This is a genomic window from Streptomyces sp. NPDC002602, from assembly GCF_042889445.1.
Classification (GTDB): Bacteria; Actinomycetota; Actinomycetes; order Streptomycetales; family Streptomycetaceae; genus Streptomyces.
The window spans coordinates 700,814-719,649 of the sequence record NZ_JBIAQX010000002.1; the positions used below are offsets into that span (position 1 = coordinate 700,814).

Below are 18,836 nucleotides of genomic sequence, written 5' to 3' on the forward strand. Positions count from 1 at the left end.
CCCTCACAGGGCGGAAGAAGCGCGGGGAACCCGCGTACGAAACGTGTACGAGGCGTGTACGAACCCTGCCGGCCAAAGCACTAGAGGTGCGTCGGGGCGAACATCCGCAGGGTCGTCGGGAGGACCAGGACCGACGGGCCCGGGGTGGCGAGGCTCTTGGCGAGGTCCTCGCGGAGGGTCTCCGGGGTGGTGGTGGCCGCCGGTACGCCGAAGGAGGCGGCCAGGGCGACGAAGTCGGGGCGGCCGAGTTCGGTACCCGTCGAACGGCCCTCGAACGCGGAGGTCATGTACTCGCGCAGGATGCCGTAGCCGCCGTCGTCCACGATCAGCCAGGTGACGTCGAGGTCGTGCTGCCGGGCGGTGGCCAGCTCCGCGAGCGAGTACATCGCGCCGCCGTCGCCCGAGACGGCCAGGACCGGGGTGCCCGGTTCCGCGACGCAGGCGCCGAGGGCGGCCGGGAAGGCGTAGCCGAGGCCGCCCGCGCCCTGGGCCGAGTGCATGGTGTTGGGGTGCTTGGCGTCGAAGGCGGACCAGGCCCAGTAGGACAGGATCGTCATGTCCCAGAAGGACGGGGAACGGGCGGGAAGGGCGGCGCGGATCGACGTCAGGAGCCGCTGCTCCAGGGCCAGGTCCTGCTCCGCGAGTCGAGCCGCGATGGCGGACAGGACCAGGCGCACGCGCTCGGGCGCCGCCGGGTCGGGGCGCTCGGACACCGTCTCCAGGAGGGCCTGGAGGGCGAGTCGGGCGTCGGCGTGGATGCCCAGGCCCGCGTGGTTCGACTCCAGTTTCCCGAGGTCCGCCTCGATCTGGACGACCCGGCCCTCGGGGAAGAAGGTGTGGTAGTTCGAGGAGAGTTCGCCGAGCCCCGAGCCCACGACGAGCAGGACGTCCGCGTCCTCCAGGAAGTCCGTCATGTGGCGGTCCTCCAGCCAGGACTGGAGGGACAGCGGGTGCGTCCACGGGAAGGCGCCCTTGCCGCCGAAGGTGGTGACGACCGGGGCGTTCAGGCGTTCCGCGAGCTGCTTGAGCTTGCCGGCCGCGTCGGAGCGCACGACCCCGCCACCCGCGATGATCACCGGGCGTTCGGCGTTCTCCAGCCAGTGCGCGGCCACGGCGGTGAGCTCCGGGCGCGGGGCGAGCTCGTGCGGGGTCGCGTCCACGCCCGTGACCTGCGGGATCACGGTCTCGGCGCGCAGGACGTCCTCCGGGATCTCCACCCAGACGGGCCCGTGCGGGGCGGTCAGCGCCGACTCCCAGGCCTCGGCGACGACCGAGGGGATCTGGGAGGGGGTGCGGGCGATGTGGACGGACTTCACGACCTCGCGGAACGAGGCGGCCTGGTCCCGCAGTTCGTGCAGGTGCCCGCGCCGGCCCCCGCCGAGGCCCGCGCTCGGGACCTGGGAGGAGATGGCCAGTACGGGGGCGGAGGCGGCCGCGGCCTCCGCGAGGGCGGGCAGGGCGGTCAGCGCGCCCGGGCCGGTGGACAGCAGCAGCGGGACGGCCTCGCCGGTGAGCCGGCCGTACGCGTCGGCGGCGAAGGCCGCGTTGTTCTCGACCCGCAGCCCGACCAGCCGCAGATCGGACCGCCCCACCGCGTCGAACATCGCCAGGGCGTGCTGCCCCGGCAGCCCGAACACGGTGGTGGCGCCGAGCGAACGCAGCGTCTCCACGACCAGGTCCCCGCCCGTCCGCCCCGGGGGCGGCGCGAGGGCCGCCGCCCTCTGGGCTTCGGTGGGACGGAGTACCAGGTCGTGGTCGTGCGTCACTTCGCTTACTTGCCCTTCGCCTGCGCGATCTGTCGCGACATGATCGTGGTCAGCTCGTACGCGGTGTGCGAGGCCGCGACCGAGGTGATCTCGGCGTGATCGTACGCCGGGGCGACCTCGACCACGTCGGCGGAAACGAGGTTGCAGGAGGACAGTCCGCGGATGATCTCCAGCAGCTCGCGGGAGGTCATGCCGCCCGCCTCCGGGGTGCCGGTGCCGGGGGCGTGCGCCGGGTCCAGCACGTCGATGTCGATGGAGATGTACAGCGGGCGGTCGCCGATGCGCTGGCGGAGCTGGTCGGCGACCTCGTCGGCGCCGCGCCGGTAGACGTCGGCGGAGGTCACGATGCCGAAGCCCATCTTGGCGTCGTCGGTCAGGTCCTGCTTGCCGTACAGCGGGCCGCGGGTACCGACGTGCGAGAGCGCCTCGGTGTCGAGGATGCCCTCCTCGACGGCGCGGCGGAACGGGGTGCCGTGGGTGTACTCGGCGCCGAAGTAGGTGTCCCAGGTGTCGAGGTGCGCGTCGAAGTGGAGCAGCGCGACCGGGCCGTGCTTCTTGGCGACCGAGCGGAGCAGCGGGAGGGCGATGGTGTGGTCACCGCCCAGGGTCATCAGGCGGGAGCCGGCGCCGAGCAGCTCGTCGGCGGCGGCCTCGACCTGATCGACGGCCTCGTTGATGTTGAAGGGGTTCACGGCGATGTCCCCGGCGTCGGCGACCTGGGCGAGCGCGAACGGGGAGGCGTCCTGCGCCGGGTTGTACGGGCGCAGCAGGCGCGAGGCCTCGCGGATGGCGTTGCCGCCGAAGCGGGCGCCCGGGCGGTAGGAGACGCCGGAGTCGAAGGGCACGCCGACGACGGCCACGTCGGCCGAGCCGACCTCGTCGAGGCGGGGCAGCCGGGCGAAGGTCGCGGGGCCCGCGTAGCGCGGGATGCGGGAGGAGTCGACGGGTCCGCGCGGCTGCGTGCTCATCAGGGGGTGCCTTCCGGAGGGGGTGTGCGGTCCTTCGAGCGTAAACGGACATCCCGGGGTCACGAAGTGTACGTTTCATCCACCCGGACCCCCCGATCCATACGGAGTATCCATGCCGCGCGTGGTGCAGGAGCAGCAGCCGCCCACCCCCGGCGTGGAACTGGGGGCCCTGCTCGCGGACCGGGAGCTGGGACTGCGCGTGCTCGCGCCGGGCGGCGGGGGGACCACCTCCGCGGCCGCGGTCGCCTCCGCGCACGCCGTCCACGCCATCCACACCGTCCACGCCGTCCACGCCGTCCACGCCTCGGAGATGCCGGACCCGTCCCCGTACCTTCTCGGCGGGGAACTGCTGCTGACGGCGGGCGCCTGGCTGGGCGGGGGCGACACGCCTGGGGCGGTGAGGGAGGCGGACGGCGGCGCGCGGGCCCCGGCCGACGGGGCGCCGGCCGGAGCGGACCGGTCGACGGGCGACGGAGCGCGGTCGGAGGCGGACCGGTCGACGGGCGACGGAGCGCGGTCGGGAGCGGACCGGTCGACGGGCGACGGAGCGCGGTCGGAGGCGGACCGGGGCGCGGCGAGTGCGCTCCGGTACGTCGAGCGGCTCGTGCGGGCCGGGGTGGCCGCGCTCGGCTTCGGCGTCACCCCCGTGCACGGGACCGTGCCGCGGGAGCTGACGGACGCCTGCGCCGCGCTCGGACTGCCGCTCGTGGAGGTCCCGCCGGGCACCCCCTTCACGGCGGTGGCCCGCGCCGTCTGGCGGCTGATGGCGCAGGCCCGTACGGCCGAACTGCGCCGGGTCGCCGAGGCCCAGCAGTCCCTGGCGGCCGCGGCGGCGCGCCCCGACCCGGTCCCGTCGGTCCTGGCCCGGCTGGCCACCGCCCTGTCCGGGCACGCGGCCCTGGTCACCCCGGGCGCGCCGGACCGTGCCGCCGGACGGCCGGTTCCCGAGGGGGCCCGGGAGGCGTTGGCGGCCCTGGCCCGCCACGTGGGCGCGCCCGGCCCGGCCACCGCCACCGACCGGGCGGCGGGCTGGCACCTGTCGGTGTACGCCCTGGGCCGCCGCCCGACCGGCGCCGCCGCCGACCCGACGGGCGCGGGGGTCGGCGCGGGGCCGGGGCCGGGCGCGGGGACCGGCACCCCGCCTCCCCCCGCCGACCCCGGCTCACAGGCCGTCTCCGCTCCCCCCGGGCCGGTGCTCGCGGTGGCGACCCCGCTGCGCGCGCCGGGCGACCAGACGATCGCCTCGATCGCCGCCGTGCTGCTGACCCTGCTCACCGCCGACCGGCCCGGCGGGTCCGGCGAGGCGGCCGCCCTCACCCGGCTACTGCTCGGCGCGACCCCCGCCCAGGCGCTCGGGCCCGGCCCGTGGACGGCGGTGCACGCCCGCGGCGGCGGCGACCCCGCCGCCCTGGCCTCGGCGCTCGGCACCCCGTTGTACGCCGCCGAGGGCACCCTCGTACGCCTCCTCACCCCGCGCGATCCCGGCCCCCGGGCGGGCTGGCGGCTCGGGGTGAGTTCGCCCGCGCCGGCCGATCCCGCGGCGCTGGCCGCCGCCGACGCGCAGGCCGCCCGCGCCCTCCAGCGCGCCGAGAGCGCCCGCGCACCCCTGGCCCGGCACGCGGACACCGGTGTCGCCGGGCTGGTGGGCGAAGCCGAGGCCCGCGCACACGCCGAGGCGGTGCTGGCTCCGCTGAGCCCCGTGCTGCGGGAGACCCTGCGCGGCTGGCTGGCCCATCACGGAAGCTGGGACCGGACCGCGGCGGCTCTGGGCGTGCACCGCAACACGGTCCGCCAGCGCATCGCCCGCTGCGCGGCCCTGTTGGAGCGGGACCCCGACGACGCGGACGTACGGATGGAGTTGTGGTTCGCCCTGCGCTGGGCCGCCGCTCCGCCCGCGGGGTCGCCGCCGCCCGAACCCCGGGCCTGACGGACGTCCCCGCACGGACCCCCGCCACCCTGCCGCCCTACCGCCCACGGCCGCGAAGAGAGCGCGGACACAAGGGAGTTGCCCGCTCCCGGGGCGCGTCCACCGGCGGCCCGCGCGGCAACGGGGGCCGCCCCGGCTCCGGTCGCCGCACGCATACCCCGGACATACGCTGGACTCACCGGAGGCGGCGGGGGCCGCCGACCGGATCTCGTCTCGCCGATGGCCACTTGGAGCCATCGCCCCGAGCCGGCCGTGCGGCCCGTCACCGGGACCGCCCCCACGTGCGCCGGACCTTCCCGCATGCCCCCGTGCGACCAGGAGGTCGCCATGAACCACACCCGGACACACCGCCGTGCCACGGCCGCCGCCTCGGCGGCCCTGATGGCCGGAGGCCTACTGCTGGCGACGGGCGCCTCGGCGACCGTCGCCGCCTCCGCGGGCCTCCCGTCGGCGGTCGGCCCGGCCGAGCAGCAGTCGATGCTCGCCGAGACCAACAGCGTCCGCCAACAGAACGGCCGGCCGCCCCTCAGCTGGGACGGCGGGCTCGCGAACCAGGCCCAGGGATGGGCCGACGACCCGCAGTCCTCCGCGGGCAACCAGTTGAACCACAGCTCGATCAACGTCGCCGAGAACATATCGAGCGTCGGACCGGACGGGGCGGTCGGCCAGTGGGCCTCCGAGAAGGGCGCCTACGACGCCGCGGGGCCCGACCACGACACCAACAGCCCCTCGTACCGGGACTGGGGCCACTACTACAACATGGTCCAGCCGAACTACACCAGGATGGGTTGCGGCGCGAGGAGCGGCGCCGACGTCCAGGGCGGCTGGGTCACCGTGTGCCACTACTCCTGACCCGCCCGGACGCCCGACCGCCCGACCGGCGGCCCCCGTCCACCGGGGCGACGCGAGGTCGGGACCGCACCGTACGCACCCCCTTCCCGCCCCCCCTTTCGACCGTTCGCGCGCAGCGCCCGGCAGGCCCGTGCCGGGCGCTGCGCGCGGTGTGCCGCGCCTCTCTCTGGACGGATGGACAACTCGCCGGTAACTTTGTATGAGCAAGCGCTTAGACATAAGCGGCGGACCGCCGCGACGAAGGGAGTCCGGCCGTGCGCCGTACCGTTTTCAACGAGGACCACGAGGCGTTCCGCGAGACCATCCGGGACTTCATCGAGACCGAGGTCGTACCGGTCTACGACGACTGGTTCCAGGCCGGCCAGGCGCCCCGCGACTTCTACTACAAGCTCGGTGAGCTGGGCATCTTCGGCATCAACGTGCCCGAGGAGTTCGGTGGCGCGGGCCTGGACACCCACAAGTTCGAGGCCGTCCTCTACGAGGAGACCTCCCGCGCGGGCGTCAACTTCGGCGGCTCCGGCGTGCACGTGCTGCTCGCCCTGCCCTACATCAAGATGCTGGCCGACGACGAGCAGAAGAAGCGTTTCCTGCCGAAGTTCGTCACCGGCGAGGAGATGTGGGCGCTGGCGATGACCGAGCCCGGCACCGGCTCCGACGTCGCGGGCATGAAGACCACCGCCAAGCTCTCCGAGGACGGCACGCACTACGTCCTCAACGGCTCCAAGACCTTCATCACCGGTGGCGTGCACGCCGACCGGGTGATCGTCTGCGCCCGCACCTCCTCCCCGCGCGAGGACGACCGCCGCTTCGGCATCTCCCTCTTCGCCGTGGACACCAAGTCCGCGGGCTACTCGATCGGCCGCAAGCTCGACAAGCTGGGCCTGCGCACCTCCGACACCGCCGAGCTGGCGTTCGTCGACGTGAAGGTCCCGGTCGAGGACCTGATGGGCGAGGAGAACAAGGGCTTCTACTACCTCGGCGCGAACCTGCCCTCGGAGCGCTGGGGCATCGCCTTCGGCGCGTACGCCCAGGCCAAGGCCGCCGTCCGGTTCGCCCAGCAGTACGTGACGGACCGCACCGTCTTCGGCAAGCCGGTGGCGCACTTCCAGAACACCAAGTTCGAACTGGCCTCCTGCCAGGCCGAGGTGGACGCGGCCGAGGCCGTCGCCGACCGCGCCCTGGAGGCCCTGGACGCGGGTGAGCTGACCGCCGCCGAGGCCGCGTCCGCGAAGCTGTTCTGCACCGAGGTCGCGCACCGCGTCATCGACAAGTGCCTCCAACTGCACGGCGGTTACGGCTACATGAACGAGTACCCGATCGCCCGCCTGTACGCCGACAACCGCGTGAACCGCATCTACGGCGGCACCAGCGAGGTCATGAAGTCCATCATCGCCAAGTCCATGGGCCTGTAAGGGATTCCGGACCCCTCGCGGGACCTACCCTTCCCCCCATGAACGAGGCTCTGACGACGCTCCTCGATCTGCTCGACCTGGAGCAGATCGAGGAGAACATCTTCCGCGGTACCAGCCGTTCGGCGCTGGTACCGCGCGTCTTCGGCGGACAGGTCGCGGCCCAGGCGCTGGTAGCGGCCGGTCGGACCGTGCCCGGGGACCGCACCGCGCACTCGCTGCACTCGTACTTCCTGCGCGCCGGCGACCCCGGCGCGCCCATCGTGTACTCGGTGGACCGGATCCGCGACGGGCGCTCCTTCACCACCCGCCGGGTGGTGGCCGTCCAGCACGGCCAGCCGATCTTCCACCTCTCCGCGTCGTTCCAGACGTACGAGGAGGGGCTGGACCACCAGACGGCGATGCCGGACGCCCCCGATCCCGAGACCCTGCCCACCGCCGCCGAGGCCCTGCCCGCGTACCGGGGCATCTTCCGCGACCCGGACACGGTGGAGCGGCTGATCGAGGCACGGGGCGCGGTGGACCTGCGGTACGCGACGACCCCTCCGTGGGGCAGCGTCGGGCAGCCGGTCGAACCGCGCTCGCAGGTGTGGTTCCGCACCGCCGGGAAGCTGGAGAGCGACGACGCCCTGCTGCACACCTGCCTGGCCACGTACGTCTCGGACATGACCCTTCTCGACTCGGTGCTGCTCGCGCACGGCCGGGGCGGCTGGGCCGTCGGTGACGTGGTGGGCGCCTCGCTGGACCACGCGATGTGGTTCCACCGGCCGTTCCGCGCCGACGAGTGGCTGTTGTACGACCAGGAGTCCCCCTCGGCCGCCGCCGGCCGGGGTCTGGGGCAGGCCCGCATCTGGACCCAGGACGGGCGGCTGGCCGTCACCGTCATCCAGGAGGGCGTGGTGCGCGTCCCGCGCGGCTGAGTCCGCGGCCGGTACGGCCGGTCGAGCAGCCGGGCGAACCGCCGGCCGGGCAAACGGGCGGGCGGGGCCGAGGCCGGGACGCTTTCCTCAGTCCCACCAGAATCCCCAGGTCCGCGCGCCGACGACGGCCTCGTCCGCGTAGGCGTGCACGCTGCCGGAGCCCTGCCAGACGTTGTCCGGGCAGAGGGCGAAGTGCTCGGCGGCGACGGGGAGGGCGGCGGCCCGCGTCGCGGGCGGGGCGGCCACCGAGAGGTGGAGTTCGTCGAAGCCGAGGGCGAGGACGCGGGCGCCGTAGCGGTCCTCCCAGGAGCGCAGGACGGTGCTGACGCGAGCCGTGTCGCTCTCGTGGTTCAGGGGGCCGCGCCACCCCATCGCCGTGGGCGCGTCCGCTCCCCGGGCCGCCGAAATCAGGGCGAGTCGGGGGCTCGGCAGGACGCCCTCCCGGATCAGTTCGTCGGCCCGGGCGACGGCCTGCTCCTCCGGGTCCCCGTCCGGGACCCCGGGTTCGGCGAGCCCCGGCCACTCCCGGCCGAAGGGCGCGATCAGCTCCGCGCCCTCCGCTCCCTCCTCGGGGTCGGGAACCGCCCCGGCCCAGTACGCGCGCAGGACCGGCTCCACGTGGTGGTCGTCGGGTGCGGACATCTCGCGGGGCCGCAGCTCGCCGCGGGTCCACCAGCTCTCCAGGCCGCGGCGGCCCTGGAACAGCACCGCCTGGAGGCCGGCCGCCCGTGCCGGGCCGCGGTGGACGGCGAGCGCTCCGGGGCCCACGGGCTCGTCGGAGACCCACACCAGGGGCGGCCGGCGCGCGAACCGTCGGCCGGGCCCGTCGATCAGCGTGCCGGGCGGCAACGCGAGCCCCAGGGAACGGCCTCGCGGGTCGGCGGACAGCACGGACAGCGGGTTCGACGTCTTGGTCATGGGGGCGACCGTAGGCGCCGACACTGACAACGCCCGCCCGTCCGGGCGCCGTTGCCGGTCGGGGCGAAAGGACGGCCTACGCCTTGAGCTTGGCCCAGATCGCGCCGAGCGCGGCGATGTCCGCATCATCGAGCCGGTCGTCGAAGACCTCGGCGAGGGCCTCGCGGCGCGTGGCGTCGGCCTCCTGGAAGGCGCGCCGACCGGCGTCGGTCAGGGCGATCCGCACGGAGCGCGCGTCGGTCGGGGAGGGTATCCGCTCGACGAGGCCGCGCGCCTGGAGCGAGTCGGCGACCCGGGAGACCTGACTGCGGCTGAGCAGGGTCCTGGCCCCCAGCTCGGAGGAGGCGACCGGCTCCTGCTGGGCGTGGAGCCACAGCATCACCTCGAACCACGAGAGTGGCAGGTCGTGCCGGCGGGTGAGGGCCTGGTCGACCCGGGCGGTGAGGGTGGTGCCGGCCCAGACCAGCCCGTAGAAGGCGTGGTCGCGGGGGGTGAGTCCGCCCATGGAGAGCTCGGTGTGCGCCATGTCGAGAAGCCTACCTAATTGCGTGCACACGCACACATGGCTAATGTGTGTGTGCACGCACAGAAATGTCGATCCTCAGGAGACCCCCATGTCCGCCACCCCCACCCCCACCGGCCCCAAGGTCGTCCTCATCACCGGCACCTCCACCGGCATCGGCCTGGCCGCCGCGGTCGCCACCGCCCGAGCGGGCCTGCACACCGTCGCCACCATGCGCGACACCGGCCGTGCCGACGCCCTCTTGGAGGCGGCCGCCGAAGCCGGCGTCTCCGACCTGATCCAGGTCAAGCCGCTCGACGTGACCGACGCCGACTCCGTGGCCCGCTGCGTGGCGGAGGTCGTCGCCGAACACGGCCGGCTCGACGCGGTGGTGAACAACGCGGGCGCCGGGTTCGTCGGCACGATCGAACAGCACGGCATGGAGCCGGTCCGGGCCGCGATGGAGGTCAACTACTTCGGCGTCGTCGAGGTCACCCGGGCGGCGCTCCCCCACCTGCGCGCCTCGGGCGGCCGGGTCGTCACGGTGACGAGCGTCGGCGGCATGATCGGCCAGCCGTTCAACGAGGCCTACTGCGCGGCCAAGTTCGCCGTCGAGGGCTTCATGGAGTCGCTCGCCCCGGTCGCCGCCACCACCGGTGTCCAGGTGGCCGTCGTCGAACCGGGCGCCGTCACCAGCGAGTTCGTCGCCAGCATCGGGGTCGACGTACCGACCCTGCTCACCGAGGCCGGACCGTACGCCCCCGCGCTCCAGGCCTACCTCGGGCGCACCTCACAGGCCTACGACCACGCCCAGACCTCGGCCGAGGCCGCCGCTCCCGTCGTCGAGGCGCTGACCGCGGAGCGGATGCCGTTCCGGGTGCAGACCTCCGACTGGGCGCGGGACTTCGTCGGCATGAAGCTGGCGGACCTCGACGGTTCGGCCGTCCAGGACTTCACCGGCGGTTGGCTGAAGTGACCACACCCGCGACGCGGCCCTCGCGGCCCGACCCGTCGGGCGGGGCGCACGCCCCGGCCGGCGCCGGCGGCCCTCAGGCCAGGCCCGCGGCGTCCAGCAGGTAGGCCACCATCGGGTCGTAGTGGCGCGGGTCCCGGACGTGGTCGTCGAGCGGGATCGCGATCTGGAGGGTGCCCTCCGCCTCGGCGAGGAACAGGGCGGGGTCGTTGCAGTCCGCGTAGCCCACCGCGTCCAGACCCCGCTGCGCGGCGCAGCCCGCCCAGCCGTGGTCGGCCAGGACCAGGTCCGGCTGGGGGCGCCCCTCGGCCGCCAGCCCGTCCAGGATCGCGGCCATGGGCTCCGGCGAGTGGGTGTGCCACAGGGTCGCGCCCCGCTCCAGCACGGCGACGTCGGCGAACTGCCACACGGAGCACTCGTCCGCGACCAGCCCGCGCGGGATGACCACGATCTCGCAACCGGCCGCCCGCAGGGCCTCGCCGGTCGCCCGGTGGACGTCCAGCAGGCCGCCGGGGTGCCCGGTGGCCAGCAGGACGCTCTGCCGGTCCGACGCGGCCTTGCGCAGTCGGGCCGCGAGCCGGTCCAGGGCGGCGACCGTCAGTTCCGGGTCGATGGTGTCCTGGCCGTGCCGGTGGGTCGCGTCGTCGACCACTCCGCAGCGTTCCGCCATCACGGCGAGCACGTCCTGCTCGTCGCTCCAGCGGTCGCCGAGCTCCAGGCCCAGCCAGTAGTGGCGGTCGCCGTTGGCGAGCTTGCGGTAGTGGGACAGGTTGTTCTCGCGCGAGGTCGCGACGTCGCCCGCGATCCGCGTGCGGACCAGGTGGTCGACGAGTTCGGCGCGGCTCGGCGCTTGAGAGGACTGGGCGGGCGTCTCTATCGGCTTCGGCATACGGCCCATTCTGCCGTCGCGCGCCGTCACGCGCCGGAACCATTTCGACCCGCGGACGCCGGGCGTCACCCCGACAGCGCCCCGAAGGCGCCGTTCGCCAGCCGCCGCAGCAGGGACTCGGTGGCCTCCCGGCCCAGCGCCGCCAGGTGCGGGGTGGAGTTCAGCAGGCCGAAGACCGCGTGCACGGAGACCCGTACCCGCGCCTCCCCCACCTCGGGGTGCAGCTCGCGCACGACCTGTACCCACAGCTCGACGTACTGGCGCTGCAACTGTCGTACGAGCTTGCGGTCGGCCTCCCGCAACCGGTCCAGCTCCCGGTCGTGCAGGGTGATCAGCGCCCGGTCGTCGAGCGCGAAGTCGATGTGGCCCTCGACGAGCGAGGCCAGCAGCGCCGCCGGGTCGCCGGCCGCCTCCTCGGCGCGCCGCCGGCCGCCCGTGAGCAGCCGCTCGCTGATCCCGACGAGCAGTTCGGCGAGCATGGCGTCCTTGCCGGCGAAGTGCCGGTACAGGCCGGGGCCGCTGATGCCCACCGCGGCCCCTATCTCGTCCACTCCGACGCCGTGGAAGCCGCGCTCGGCGAAGAGACGAGCGGCCTCACTGAGGATCTGCTCGCGACGGGTCGGGGCGGCCGCTCTGGTGCTCATGGGAAACCATTCTAGACAGGGCCGTTAGCGCTCGTTAACCTAAGGTCCATACGCGTTAACGACCATTAACCGCGTGCACCGAGCAAGGGAGCTCGACCGATGCAGCAGGCACCAGTGCTGACGAGCGCCGCGGACCCGGCGTCCGAGGCCTGGCGGACCAACGAGGCCGCCCACCGCGAACTCGCCGAGGGCCTGCGCGCCCGGCTGGAGGCGGCCCGCCTGGGCGGCGGGGAGCGGGCCCGCGCCCGCCACACCGCCCGCGGGAAGCTGCTTCCCCGCGACCGCGTGGACGCCCTCCTCGACCCCGGATCGCCCTTCCTGGAGCTGGCCCCGCTGGCCGCCGAGGGCATGTACGGGGGCGCGGCCCCGGCCGCCGGGGTCATCGCGGGCATCGGCCGGGTCAGCGGTCGCGAGTGCGTCATCGTCGCGAACGACGCCACCGTCAAGGGCGGCACCTACTACCCGATGACCGTCAAGAAGCACCTCCGCGCCCAGGAGGTGGCTTTGGAGAATCGTCTCCCCTGCCTCTACCTGGTCGACTCCGGCGGCGCCTTCCTGCCCATGCAGGACGAGGTCTTCCCCGACCGGGAGCACTTCGGCCGCATCTTCTACAACCAGGCCCGCATGTCCGGGGCCGGCATCCCGCAGATCGCGGCCGTGCTCGGTTCCTGCACCGCCGGCGGGGCGTACGTCCCGGCCATGAGCGACGAGGCCGTCATCGTGCGCGGCCAGGGCACGATCTTCCTCGGTGGCCCGCCGCTGGTGAAGGCCGCGACGGGCGAGGTCGTCACGGCCGAGGAGCTCGGCGGCGGCGAGGTCCACTCGCGGATCTCGGGCGTCACCGACCACCTCGCGGAGGACGACGCGCACGCGCTGCGGATCGTACGGAACATCGTGGCGACGCTGCCCGACCGCGCGGCCCTGCCCTGGTCGGTGGAGGCTCCCGAGGAGCCGAAGGTGGACCCGTACGGCCTGTACGGCGCGGTGCCGGTCGACTCCCGCACCCCCTACGACGCCCGCGAGGTCATCGCCCGGGTCGTGGACGGATCCCGCTTCCAGGAGTTCAAGGCGGAGTTCGGGCAGACGCTGGTCACCGGTTTCGCCCGGATCCACGGACACCCGGTCGGCATCATCGCCAACAACGGCATCCTCTTCTCCGAGTCCGCCCAGAAGGGCGCGCACTTCATCGAGCTGTGCGACCAGCGCGGGATCCCGCTCCTCTTCCTCCAGAACATCTCGGGGTTCATGGTCGGCCGGGACTACGAGGCGGGCGGCATCGCCAAGCACGGCGCCAAGATGGTGACGGCCGTGGCGTGCGCCCGGGTCCCGAAGTTGACGGTGGTCGTCGGCGGTTCCTACGGGGCGGGCAACTACTCGATGTGCGGCCGGGCCTACTCGCCGCGCTTCCTGTGGATGTGGCCGAACGCGAAGATCTCGGTGATGGGCGGCGAGCAGGCGGCCTCCGTGCTGGCCACCGTCAAGCGGGACCAGATCGAGGGCGCGGGCCAGGACTGGCCGGCCGAGGACGAGGAGGCCTTCAAGGCACCGGTCCGCGCGCAGTACGAGGAACAGGGCAACGCCTACTACGCCACCGCCCGCCTCTGGGACGACGGGGTCATCGACCCCATGGAGACCCGGCAGGTGCTCGGGCTGGCCCTGACCGCGTGCGCGAACGCCCCGTTGGGCGACTCCGCTTTCGGCATCTTCCGCATGTGACGTGAGGACCTCTTCGATGTTCAGCACTGTTCTGGTCGCGAACCGCGGCGAGATCGCGGTCCGGGTCATCCGCACCCTGCGGGAGCTCGGCATCCGCTCCGTGGCCGTCTTCAGCGACGCCGACGCGGACGCCCGCCACGTACGGGAGGCCGACACGGCCGTCCGGATCGGTCCGGAGGCGGCCGCCGAGAGCTACCTGTCGGTGGAGCGGCTCCTGGACGCGGCCCGCCGCACCGGCGCCGAGGCGGTCCACCCCGGGTACGGCTTCCTCGCGGAGAACGCCGCCTTCGCCGCGGCCTGCGCGGAGGCCGGGCTGGCCTTCATCGGGCCCCCGGCGAGCGCGATCTCCCTGATGGGCGACAAGATCCGGGCGAAGGAGACGGTGAAGGAGGCGGGCGTGCCCGTCGTCCCCGGCTCCTCCGGCAGCGGCCTCACCGACGCCGAACTGGTCTCCGCCGCCGAGAAGATCGGCATGCCGGTGCTGCTGAAGCCCTCCGCGGGCGGCGGCGGCAAGGGCATGCGGCTGGTCCGCGACGCGGAGCTGCTCGGCGAGGAGATCGCCGCGGCGCGCCGTGAGGCCCGGTCCTCCTTCGGTGACGACACCCTGCTCGTCGAGCGGTGGGTGGACCGGCCACGGCACATCGAGATCCAGGTGCTGGCCGACGCGCACGGCAACGTGGTGCACCTGGGCGAGCGGGAGTGCTCGCTCCAGCGGCGCCACCAGAAGGTCGTCGAGGAGGCCCCGTCGGTCCTGCTGACGCCGCAACTGCGGGCGTCGATGGGCGCGGCGGCCGTGGAGGCGGCCCGTTCCTGCGGGTACGTCGGCGCGGGCACCGTGGAGTTCATCGTGCCGGGCGGCGACCCGTCCTCGTACTACTTCATGGAGATGAACACCCGCCTCCAGGTGGAGCACCCGGTGACGGAACTGATCACGGGACTGGACCTGGTCGAACAGCAACTGCGGGTCGCGGCGGGGGCTCCCCTCGGGTTCGGGCAGGAGGACGTGACCCTGACCGGCCACGCCATCGAGGCCCGCGTCTGCGCCGAGGACCCGGCCCGCGGCTTCCTGCCCTCGGGCGGTACGGTCCTGGCCCTGTCGGAGCCGAACGGCGGAGCGGTGCGCACCGACTCCGGTCTGACGGCCGGCGTGCCGGTGGGCTCCGCCTACGACCCGATGCTGTCCAAGGTCATCGCGTACGGGCCGGACCGCGCGAGCGCCCTGCGGTTGCTGCGGGGGGCCCTCGCGGACACCGTGATCCTGGGCGTGCAGACCAACGCCGGTTTCCTGCGGCGGCTGCTGGCGCACCCCGACGTGGTGTCGGGCGACCTCGACACCGGGCTGGTCGAACGCGACCTGGCGTCGCTGCTCCCGGAGGGGATCCCGGACGAGGTGTACGCGGCGGCGGCGTTGCTCGCCGAGGAGCCCGCGCCCGCGCGGCCGGGAGGGTGGGTGGACCCGTTCGACGCCGCCGACGGCTGGCGCCTGGGCGGCACCCCCGCCTGGACGGTCCACCACCTGCGCCTCCCCGGCCAGGACCCGGTGGAGGTGCGCACCCGCCCGGCCGGGCGGGACACGGAGATCCTCCCCGGGGGCTCCGGCACCCCGGCCCGCGGCCGGATCGTGGCCCGGACCCCCGACACGGTCACGGTGGAACTCGACGGCGTCACCCACCGCTTCAGCCACGCCGCGTCCCCGGAGGGCACCTGGCTCGGGCGCGACGGCGACTCCTGGCACCTCCAGCGCCACGACCCCGTCGCCGCGGCGCTCACCGGCCGCGGCCACGGCGGCGCGGGCACGCTGGCCGCCCCGATGCCCGGCACCGTCACCGTCGTGAAGGTGGCCGTCGGGGACCGGGTGGCGGCCGGTCAGAGCCTGCTCGTGGTGGAGGCGATGAAGATGGAGCACGTCATCTCCGCCCCGCACGCCGGCACGGTCACCGAGCTCGACGTGACGCCCGGCACCACCGTCGCCATGGACCAGATCCTGGCCGTGGTCACCCCGGAGGAAGAGGAGGGCGCCGAGTGAACGGTCTGCCCATGACGGTCCCCGATCCCGGGCTGCCGACCCGCGTCCGCATCCACGAGGTGGGTGCCCGCGACGGACTGCAGAACGAGAAGACGCCCGTACCGACCGAGGTGAAGGCCGAGTTCGTCCACCGGCTCGCCGCGGCCGGCCTCACCACCATCGAGGCCACCAGCTTCGTCCACCCCAAGTGGGTGCCGCAGCTCGCGGACGCGGAGCAGCTCTTCCCGCTGCTCTCCGACGTGTCCGCGGACCTGCCCGTCCTCGTCCCCAACGAGCGCGGCCTGGACCGCGCGCTCGCCCTCGGGGCCGATCGGATCGCGGTGTTCGGTTCCGCGACGGAGACCTTCGCGGCCCGCAACCTCAACCGGACCGTCGCCGAGTCCCTGGCCATGTTCGAACCCGTGGTGGCCCGGGCGAAGGAGCAGGGCGCCCATGTGCGCGGGTACCTCTCCATGTGCTTCGGCGACCCCTGGGAGGGCGCCGTGCCCGTCCCGCAGGTGGTCTCCGTGGCCAAGGCCCTGTTGGACCTCGGCTGCGACGAATTGAGCCTCGGCGACACCATCGGCGTGGCCACCCCGGGCCATGTCGGCGCCCTCCTCGACGGGCTCGACGAGGAGGGCGTGGAGACCGATCGGATCGGCGTCCACTTCCACGACACCTACGGCCAGGCCCTCTCCAACACCCTCGCCGCGCTCCGGCACGGCGTGACCACGGTCGACGCCTCCGCCGGCGGCCTCGGCGGCTGCCCGTACGCGAAGAGCGCCACCGGCAACCTGGCCACCGAGGACCTCGTGTGGATGCTCGACGGCCTCGGCATCGAGACCGGGGTCGACCTGGCCGCACTCACCGCCACGAGCGTGTGGATGGCCGAGCGGTTGGGGCGCCCCAGCCCCTCCCGTACCGTCCGCGCCCTCTCCCACAAGGAGTAACGAAGACATGTCCCTCGACCACCGGCTCACCCCCGAGCACGAGGAACTCCGCCGCACCGTCGAGGCCTTCGCGCACGACGTCGTCGCCCCCAAGATCGGCGACCTGTACGAGCGGCACGAGTTCCCGTACGAGATCGTCCGCGAGATGGGCCGCATGGGCCTGTTCGGCCTGCCCTTCCCGGAGGAGTACGGCGGCATGGGCGGCGACTACCTCGCCCTGGGCATCGCCCTGGAGGAGTTGGCCCGCGTCGACTCCTCTGTCGCCATCACCCTGGAGGCCGGCGTCTCGCTCGGCGCCATGCCGATCCACCTGTTCGGCACCGAGGAGCAGAAGCGGGAGTGGCTGCCGAAGATGTGCTCCGGCGAGGTGCTGGGCGCCTTCGGTCTGACCGAGCCGGACGGCGGCTCGGACGCGGGCGGCACCCGCACGACGGCCGTCAAGGACGGCGACGAGTGGGTGATCAACGGCTCGAAGTGCTTCATCACCAACTCCGGTACGGACATCACCGGGTTGGTCACGGTCACCGCGGTGACCGGGCGCAAGGCGGACGGCCGGCCCGAGATCTCCTCGATCATCGTGCCGTCCGGCACGCCCGGCTTCACGGTGGCGGCCCCGTACTCCAAGGTCGGCTGGAACTCCTCCGACACCCGTGAGCTGTCGTTCCAGGACGTGCGGGTGCCCCTGGCCAACCTGGTCGGCCAGGAGGGCCGCGGCTACGCCCAGTTCCTGCGGATCCTCGACGAGGGCCGCATCGCCATCTCCGCGCTCGCCACGGGCCTGGCCCAGGGCTGTGTCGACGAGTCGGTGAAGTACGCCAAGGAGCGCAAGGCCTTCGGCCGGCCCATCGGCGACAACCAGGCCATCCAGTTCAAGCTGGCGGACATGGAGATGCGCGCCCACATGGCCCGTGTGGGCTGGCGGGACGCGGCCTCGCGGCTGGTGGCCGGCGAGCCGTTCAAGAAGGAGGCGGCCATCGCCAAGCTGTACTCCTCCACGGTCGCCGTCGACAACGCCCGCGAGGCCACCCAGATCCACGGCGGCTACGGGTTCATGAACGAGTACCCGGTGGCCCGCATGTGGCGGGACTCCAAGATCCTGGAGATCGGCGAGGGCACGAGCGAGGTGCAGCGCATGCTGATCGCCCGCGAACTGGGTTTCGCCGGCTGACCGATGGCCGACCGACAGGTCGGTCGTGCGACAGCTCACACGAGGGGGCCCGAGAAACTTAGGGCCCCCTTATCGTTTTCGGCCAAGGTTAGGCTAACCTTCCCTTCGAACGGCCCAGTGGTCGCCCGGCACGCACGAAAGCGGACATCGACATGCCCAAGTCCCGATCCTCCCTCCTCACCCGCCGCGGTCTCATCGCGGCCGGCGGTGCCCTGAGCCTCGTCGCGGCGCTCTCCGCGTGCGGCGGCACCGACAAGGCGAAGGACGGGGCCGGCGAGGCGGACAAGACCGCTGCGGCCTCGGGCCCCTGGACCTTCAAGGACGACCTCGGCAAGGACGTCTCCACGAAGGCCACCCCGAAGAACGTCGTCGCCTTCACCGGCACCGCCGCCGCCCTTCACGACTACGGCGTGAGCGTCAAGGGCGTCTTCGGCCCGACCAAGACCGCCGACGGCAAGCCCGACGTCCAGGCCGGCTCGATGGACATATCCAAGGTCGAGATCCTCGGCAACGTCTACGACGAGTTCAACGTCGAGAAGTACGCGGCCCTCCAGCCCGACCTGCTGGTCACCAACTCCTGGGACGGCTCGTACTGGTACGTCCCGGAGGCCTCCAAGGACAAGATCCTGAAGCTGGCCCCGGCCGCCGCGATCAAGGTCGGCGGCGACGTCAGCATGGACAAGGCGCTGGCCCGCACCGCGGACCTCGCCAAGTCCCTCGGCGCCGACATGAACGCCAAGAAGACCGTGGACGCCAAGGCCCGCTTCGAGGCCGCCTCCGCCAAGGTCCGCGAGGCCACCAAGGCGAACCCGGGCATCAAGGTGCTCGTCGGTTCCGGCGCGGCCGACCTGTTCTACGCCTCCACCCCGAAGACCTCCGCCGACCTGAAGTACTTCGAGTCGCTCGGCGTCGAGTTCGTCATCCCGGAGAAGCTGGACGAGGGCGGCTTCTTCGAGAGCCTCAGCTGGGAGAACGCCGGCAAGTACAAGGCCGACGTCATCCTGCTCGACAACCGCACCGGCACCCTGCAGCCGAAGGACCTGGCGGCCAAGCCGACCTGGGCCGAGATGCCCGCCGTCAAGGCCGGTCAGATCACCCCGCGGGTGACCGAGCCGATCTTCTCGTACGAGAAGTGCGCCCAACTGCTGGAGGACCTGGCGAAGTCCATCCAGGGCGCCAAGAAGGTCAGCTGACCCACCGGCTGATTCCCGGCGCCCGACCGGCGCCGC

General features: G+C 73.3%; 16 protein-coding genes. 10 read left to right on the forward strand and 6 right to left on the reverse strand.

The features are described from left to right. Window positions 1–80: 80 nt before the first annotated feature. Together ACFYW3_RS08480 and speB are read right to left on the reverse strand one after the other, a co-directional pair. The gene (locus ACFYW3_RS08480; protein WP_389385890.1) at window positions 81–1,766 is read right to left on the reverse strand and encodes a thiamine pyrophosphate-binding protein; all 1,686 of its coding nucleotides are present in this window, start codon (window positions 1,764–1,766) and stop codon (window positions 81–83) included. Between the two features lie 5 nt (window positions 1,767–1,771). Beyond that, on the reverse strand, window positions 1,772–2,734 hold the full coding sequence (gene speB, locus ACFYW3_RS08485) for an agmatinase (protein ID WP_053674744.1): 963 nt from the start codon (window positions 2,732–2,734) through the stop codon (window positions 1,772–1,774). A gap of 112 nt (window positions 2,735–2,846) precedes the next feature. On the opposite strand from speB, the gene ACFYW3_RS08490 reads away from it, so the two are divergent. The 4 genes from ACFYW3_RS08490 (at window position 2,847) to ACFYW3_RS08505 (ending at window position 7,842) form a co-directional block, all read left to right on the forward strand. Next, complete coding sequence (locus ACFYW3_RS08490) at window positions 2,847–4,661, forward strand: helix-turn-helix domain-containing protein (RefSeq protein ID WP_389385891.1); 1,815 nt, start codon at window positions 2,847–2,849, stop codon at window positions 4,659–4,661. Between the two features lie 327 nt (window positions 4,662–4,988). Continuing rightward, window positions 4,989–5,513, forward strand: coding sequence for a CAP domain-containing protein (locus ACFYW3_RS08495; protein ID WP_389385892.1), 525 nt, complete (start codon window positions 4,989–4,991; stop codon window positions 5,511–5,513). Between the two features lie 254 nt (window positions 5,514–5,767). After that, entirely contained in the window at window positions 5,768–6,925 is a 1,158-nt protein-coding gene (locus ACFYW3_RS08500) for an acyl-CoA dehydrogenase family protein (protein ID WP_351377512.1), read from the forward strand. Between the two features lie 38 nt (window positions 6,926–6,963). Continuing rightward, a complete protein-coding gene (locus tag ACFYW3_RS08505; protein ID WP_267799520.1) occupies window positions 6,964–7,842 on the forward strand; it encodes an acyl-CoA thioesterase II in 879 nt (292 codons plus the stop codon). Window positions 7,843–7,929: 87 nt separating this feature from the next. On the opposite strand, the gene ACFYW3_RS08510 is transcribed toward ACFYW3_RS08505, so the two are convergent. Both ACFYW3_RS08510 and ACFYW3_RS08515 read right to left on the reverse strand, forming a co-directional pair. After that, on the reverse strand, window positions 7,930–8,760 hold the full coding sequence (locus ACFYW3_RS08510) for a DUF4253 domain-containing protein (RefSeq protein ID WP_389385893.1): 831 nt from the start codon (window positions 8,758–8,760) through the stop codon (window positions 7,930–7,932). Between the two features lie 76 nt (window positions 8,761–8,836). After that, complete coding sequence (locus ACFYW3_RS08515; protein WP_389385894.1) at window positions 8,837–9,286, reverse strand: MarR family winged helix-turn-helix transcriptional regulator; 450 nt, start codon at window positions 9,284–9,286, stop codon at window positions 8,837–8,839. Window positions 9,287–9,329: 43 nt separating this feature from the next. On the opposite strand from ACFYW3_RS08515, the gene ACFYW3_RS08520 reads away from it, so the two are divergent. After that, complete coding sequence (locus ACFYW3_RS08520) at window positions 9,330–10,238, forward strand: SDR family NAD(P)-dependent oxidoreductase (RefSeq protein ID WP_351755547.1); 909 nt, start codon at window positions 9,330–9,332, stop codon at window positions 10,236–10,238. A 73-nt stretch (window positions 10,239–10,311) separates the two neighbouring features. Here ACFYW3_RS08520 and ACFYW3_RS08525 read toward each other — a convergent pair whose 3' ends face one another. Further along, window positions 10,312–11,133, reverse strand: a complete 822-nt coding sequence (locus tag ACFYW3_RS08525; protein WP_389385981.1) for a phosphatase — start codon at window positions 11,131–11,133, stop codon at window positions 10,312–10,314. Between the two features lie 56 nt (window positions 11,134–11,189). Beyond that, entirely contained in the window at window positions 11,190–11,768 is a 579-nt protein-coding gene (locus ACFYW3_RS08530) for a TetR/AcrR family transcriptional regulator (protein ID WP_351755550.1), read from the reverse strand. A 99-nt stretch (window positions 11,769–11,867) separates the two neighbouring features. On the opposite strand from ACFYW3_RS08530, the gene ACFYW3_RS08535 reads away from it, so the two are divergent. The 5 genes from ACFYW3_RS08535 to ACFYW3_RS08555 all read left to right on the forward strand — a co-directional run bounded on the left by ACFYW3_RS08535 (window position 11,868) and on the right by ACFYW3_RS08555 (window position 18,800). Further along, entirely contained in the window at window positions 11,868–13,484 is a 1,617-nt protein-coding gene (locus ACFYW3_RS08535; protein ID WP_053674723.1) for a carboxyl transferase domain-containing protein, read from the forward strand. 16 nt (window positions 13,485–13,500) lie between these two features. Then, the gene (locus tag ACFYW3_RS08540) at window positions 13,501–15,510 is read left to right on the forward strand and encodes a biotin carboxylase N-terminal domain-containing protein (protein WP_389385895.1); all 2,010 of its coding nucleotides are present in this window, start codon (window positions 13,501–13,503) and stop codon (window positions 15,508–15,510) included. A gap of 11 nt (window positions 15,511–15,521) precedes the next feature. After that, window positions 15,522–16,439 carry a hydroxymethylglutaryl-CoA lyase gene (locus ACFYW3_RS08545; protein WP_389385982.1) on the forward strand — a complete coding sequence of 306 codons (918 nt, stop codon included), beginning with the start codon at window positions 15,522–15,524 and terminating at the stop codon, window positions 16,437–16,439. A 7-nt stretch (window positions 16,440–16,446) separates the two neighbouring features. Next, on the forward strand, window positions 16,447–17,607 hold the full coding sequence (locus tag ACFYW3_RS08550) for an acyl-CoA dehydrogenase family protein (protein WP_351755554.1): 1,161 nt from the start codon (window positions 16,447–16,449) through the stop codon (window positions 17,605–17,607). Between the two features lie 152 nt (window positions 17,608–17,759). After that, the gene (locus ACFYW3_RS08555) at window positions 17,760–18,800 is read left to right on the forward strand and encodes an ABC transporter substrate-binding protein (protein WP_351755557.1); all 1,041 of its coding nucleotides are present in this window, start codon (window positions 17,760–17,762) and stop codon (window positions 18,798–18,800) included. Window positions 18,801–18,836: the final 36 nt, after the last annotated feature.

Excerpts from the sequence above, each read along its gene's own strand:
- ACFYW3_RS08535 (WP_053674723.1), top strand. The coding sequence starts at position 11,868 with ATGCAGCAGGCACCAGTGCTGACGAGCGCCGCGGACCCGGCGTCCGAG.
- ACFYW3_RS08515 (WP_389385894.1), bottom strand. The coding sequence starts at position 9,286 with ATGGCGCACACCGAGCTCTCCATGGGCGGACTCACCCCCCGCGACCAC.
- speB (WP_053674744.1), bottom strand. The coding sequence starts at position 2,734 with ATGAGCACGCAGCCGCGCGGACCCGTCGACTCCTCCCGCATCCCGCGC.
- ACFYW3_RS08505 (WP_267799520.1), top strand. The coding sequence starts at position 6,964 with ATGAACGAGGCTCTGACGACGCTCCTCGATCTGCTCGACCTGGAGCAG.
- ACFYW3_RS08520 (WP_351755547.1), top strand. The coding sequence starts at position 9,330 with ATGTGTGTGTGCACGCACAGAAATGTCGATCCTCAGGAGACCCCCATG.
- ACFYW3_RS08495 (WP_389385892.1), top strand. The coding sequence starts at position 4,989 with ATGAACCACACCCGGACACACCGCCGTGCCACGGCCGCCGCCTCGGCG.
- ACFYW3_RS08540 (WP_389385895.1), top strand. The coding sequence starts at position 13,501 with ATGTTCAGCACTGTTCTGGTCGCGAACCGCGGCGAGATCGCGGTCCGG.
- ACFYW3_RS08545 (WP_389385982.1), top strand. The coding sequence starts at position 15,522 with ATGACGGTCCCCGATCCCGGGCTGCCGACCCGCGTCCGCATCCACGAG.
- ACFYW3_RS08555 (WP_351755557.1), top strand. The coding sequence starts at position 17,760 with ATGCCCAAGTCCCGATCCTCCCTCCTCACCCGCCGCGGTCTCATCGCG.
- ACFYW3_RS08525 (WP_389385981.1), bottom strand. The coding sequence starts at position 11,133 with ATGGGCCGTATGCCGAAGCCGATAGAGACGCCCGCCCAGTCCTCTCAA.
- ACFYW3_RS08510 (WP_389385893.1), bottom strand. The coding sequence starts at position 8,760 with ATGACCAAGACGTCGAACCCGCTGTCCGTGCTGTCCGCCGACCCGCGA.
- ACFYW3_RS08550 (WP_351755554.1), top strand. The coding sequence starts at position 16,447 with ATGTCCCTCGACCACCGGCTCACCCCCGAGCACGAGGAACTCCGCCGC.
- ACFYW3_RS08530 (WP_351755550.1), bottom strand. The coding sequence starts at position 11,768 with ATGAGCACCAGAGCGGCCGCCCCGACCCGTCGCGAGCAGATCCTCAGT.
- ACFYW3_RS08490 (WP_389385891.1), top strand. The coding sequence starts at position 2,847 with ATGCCGCGCGTGGTGCAGGAGCAGCAGCCGCCCACCCCCGGCGTGGAA.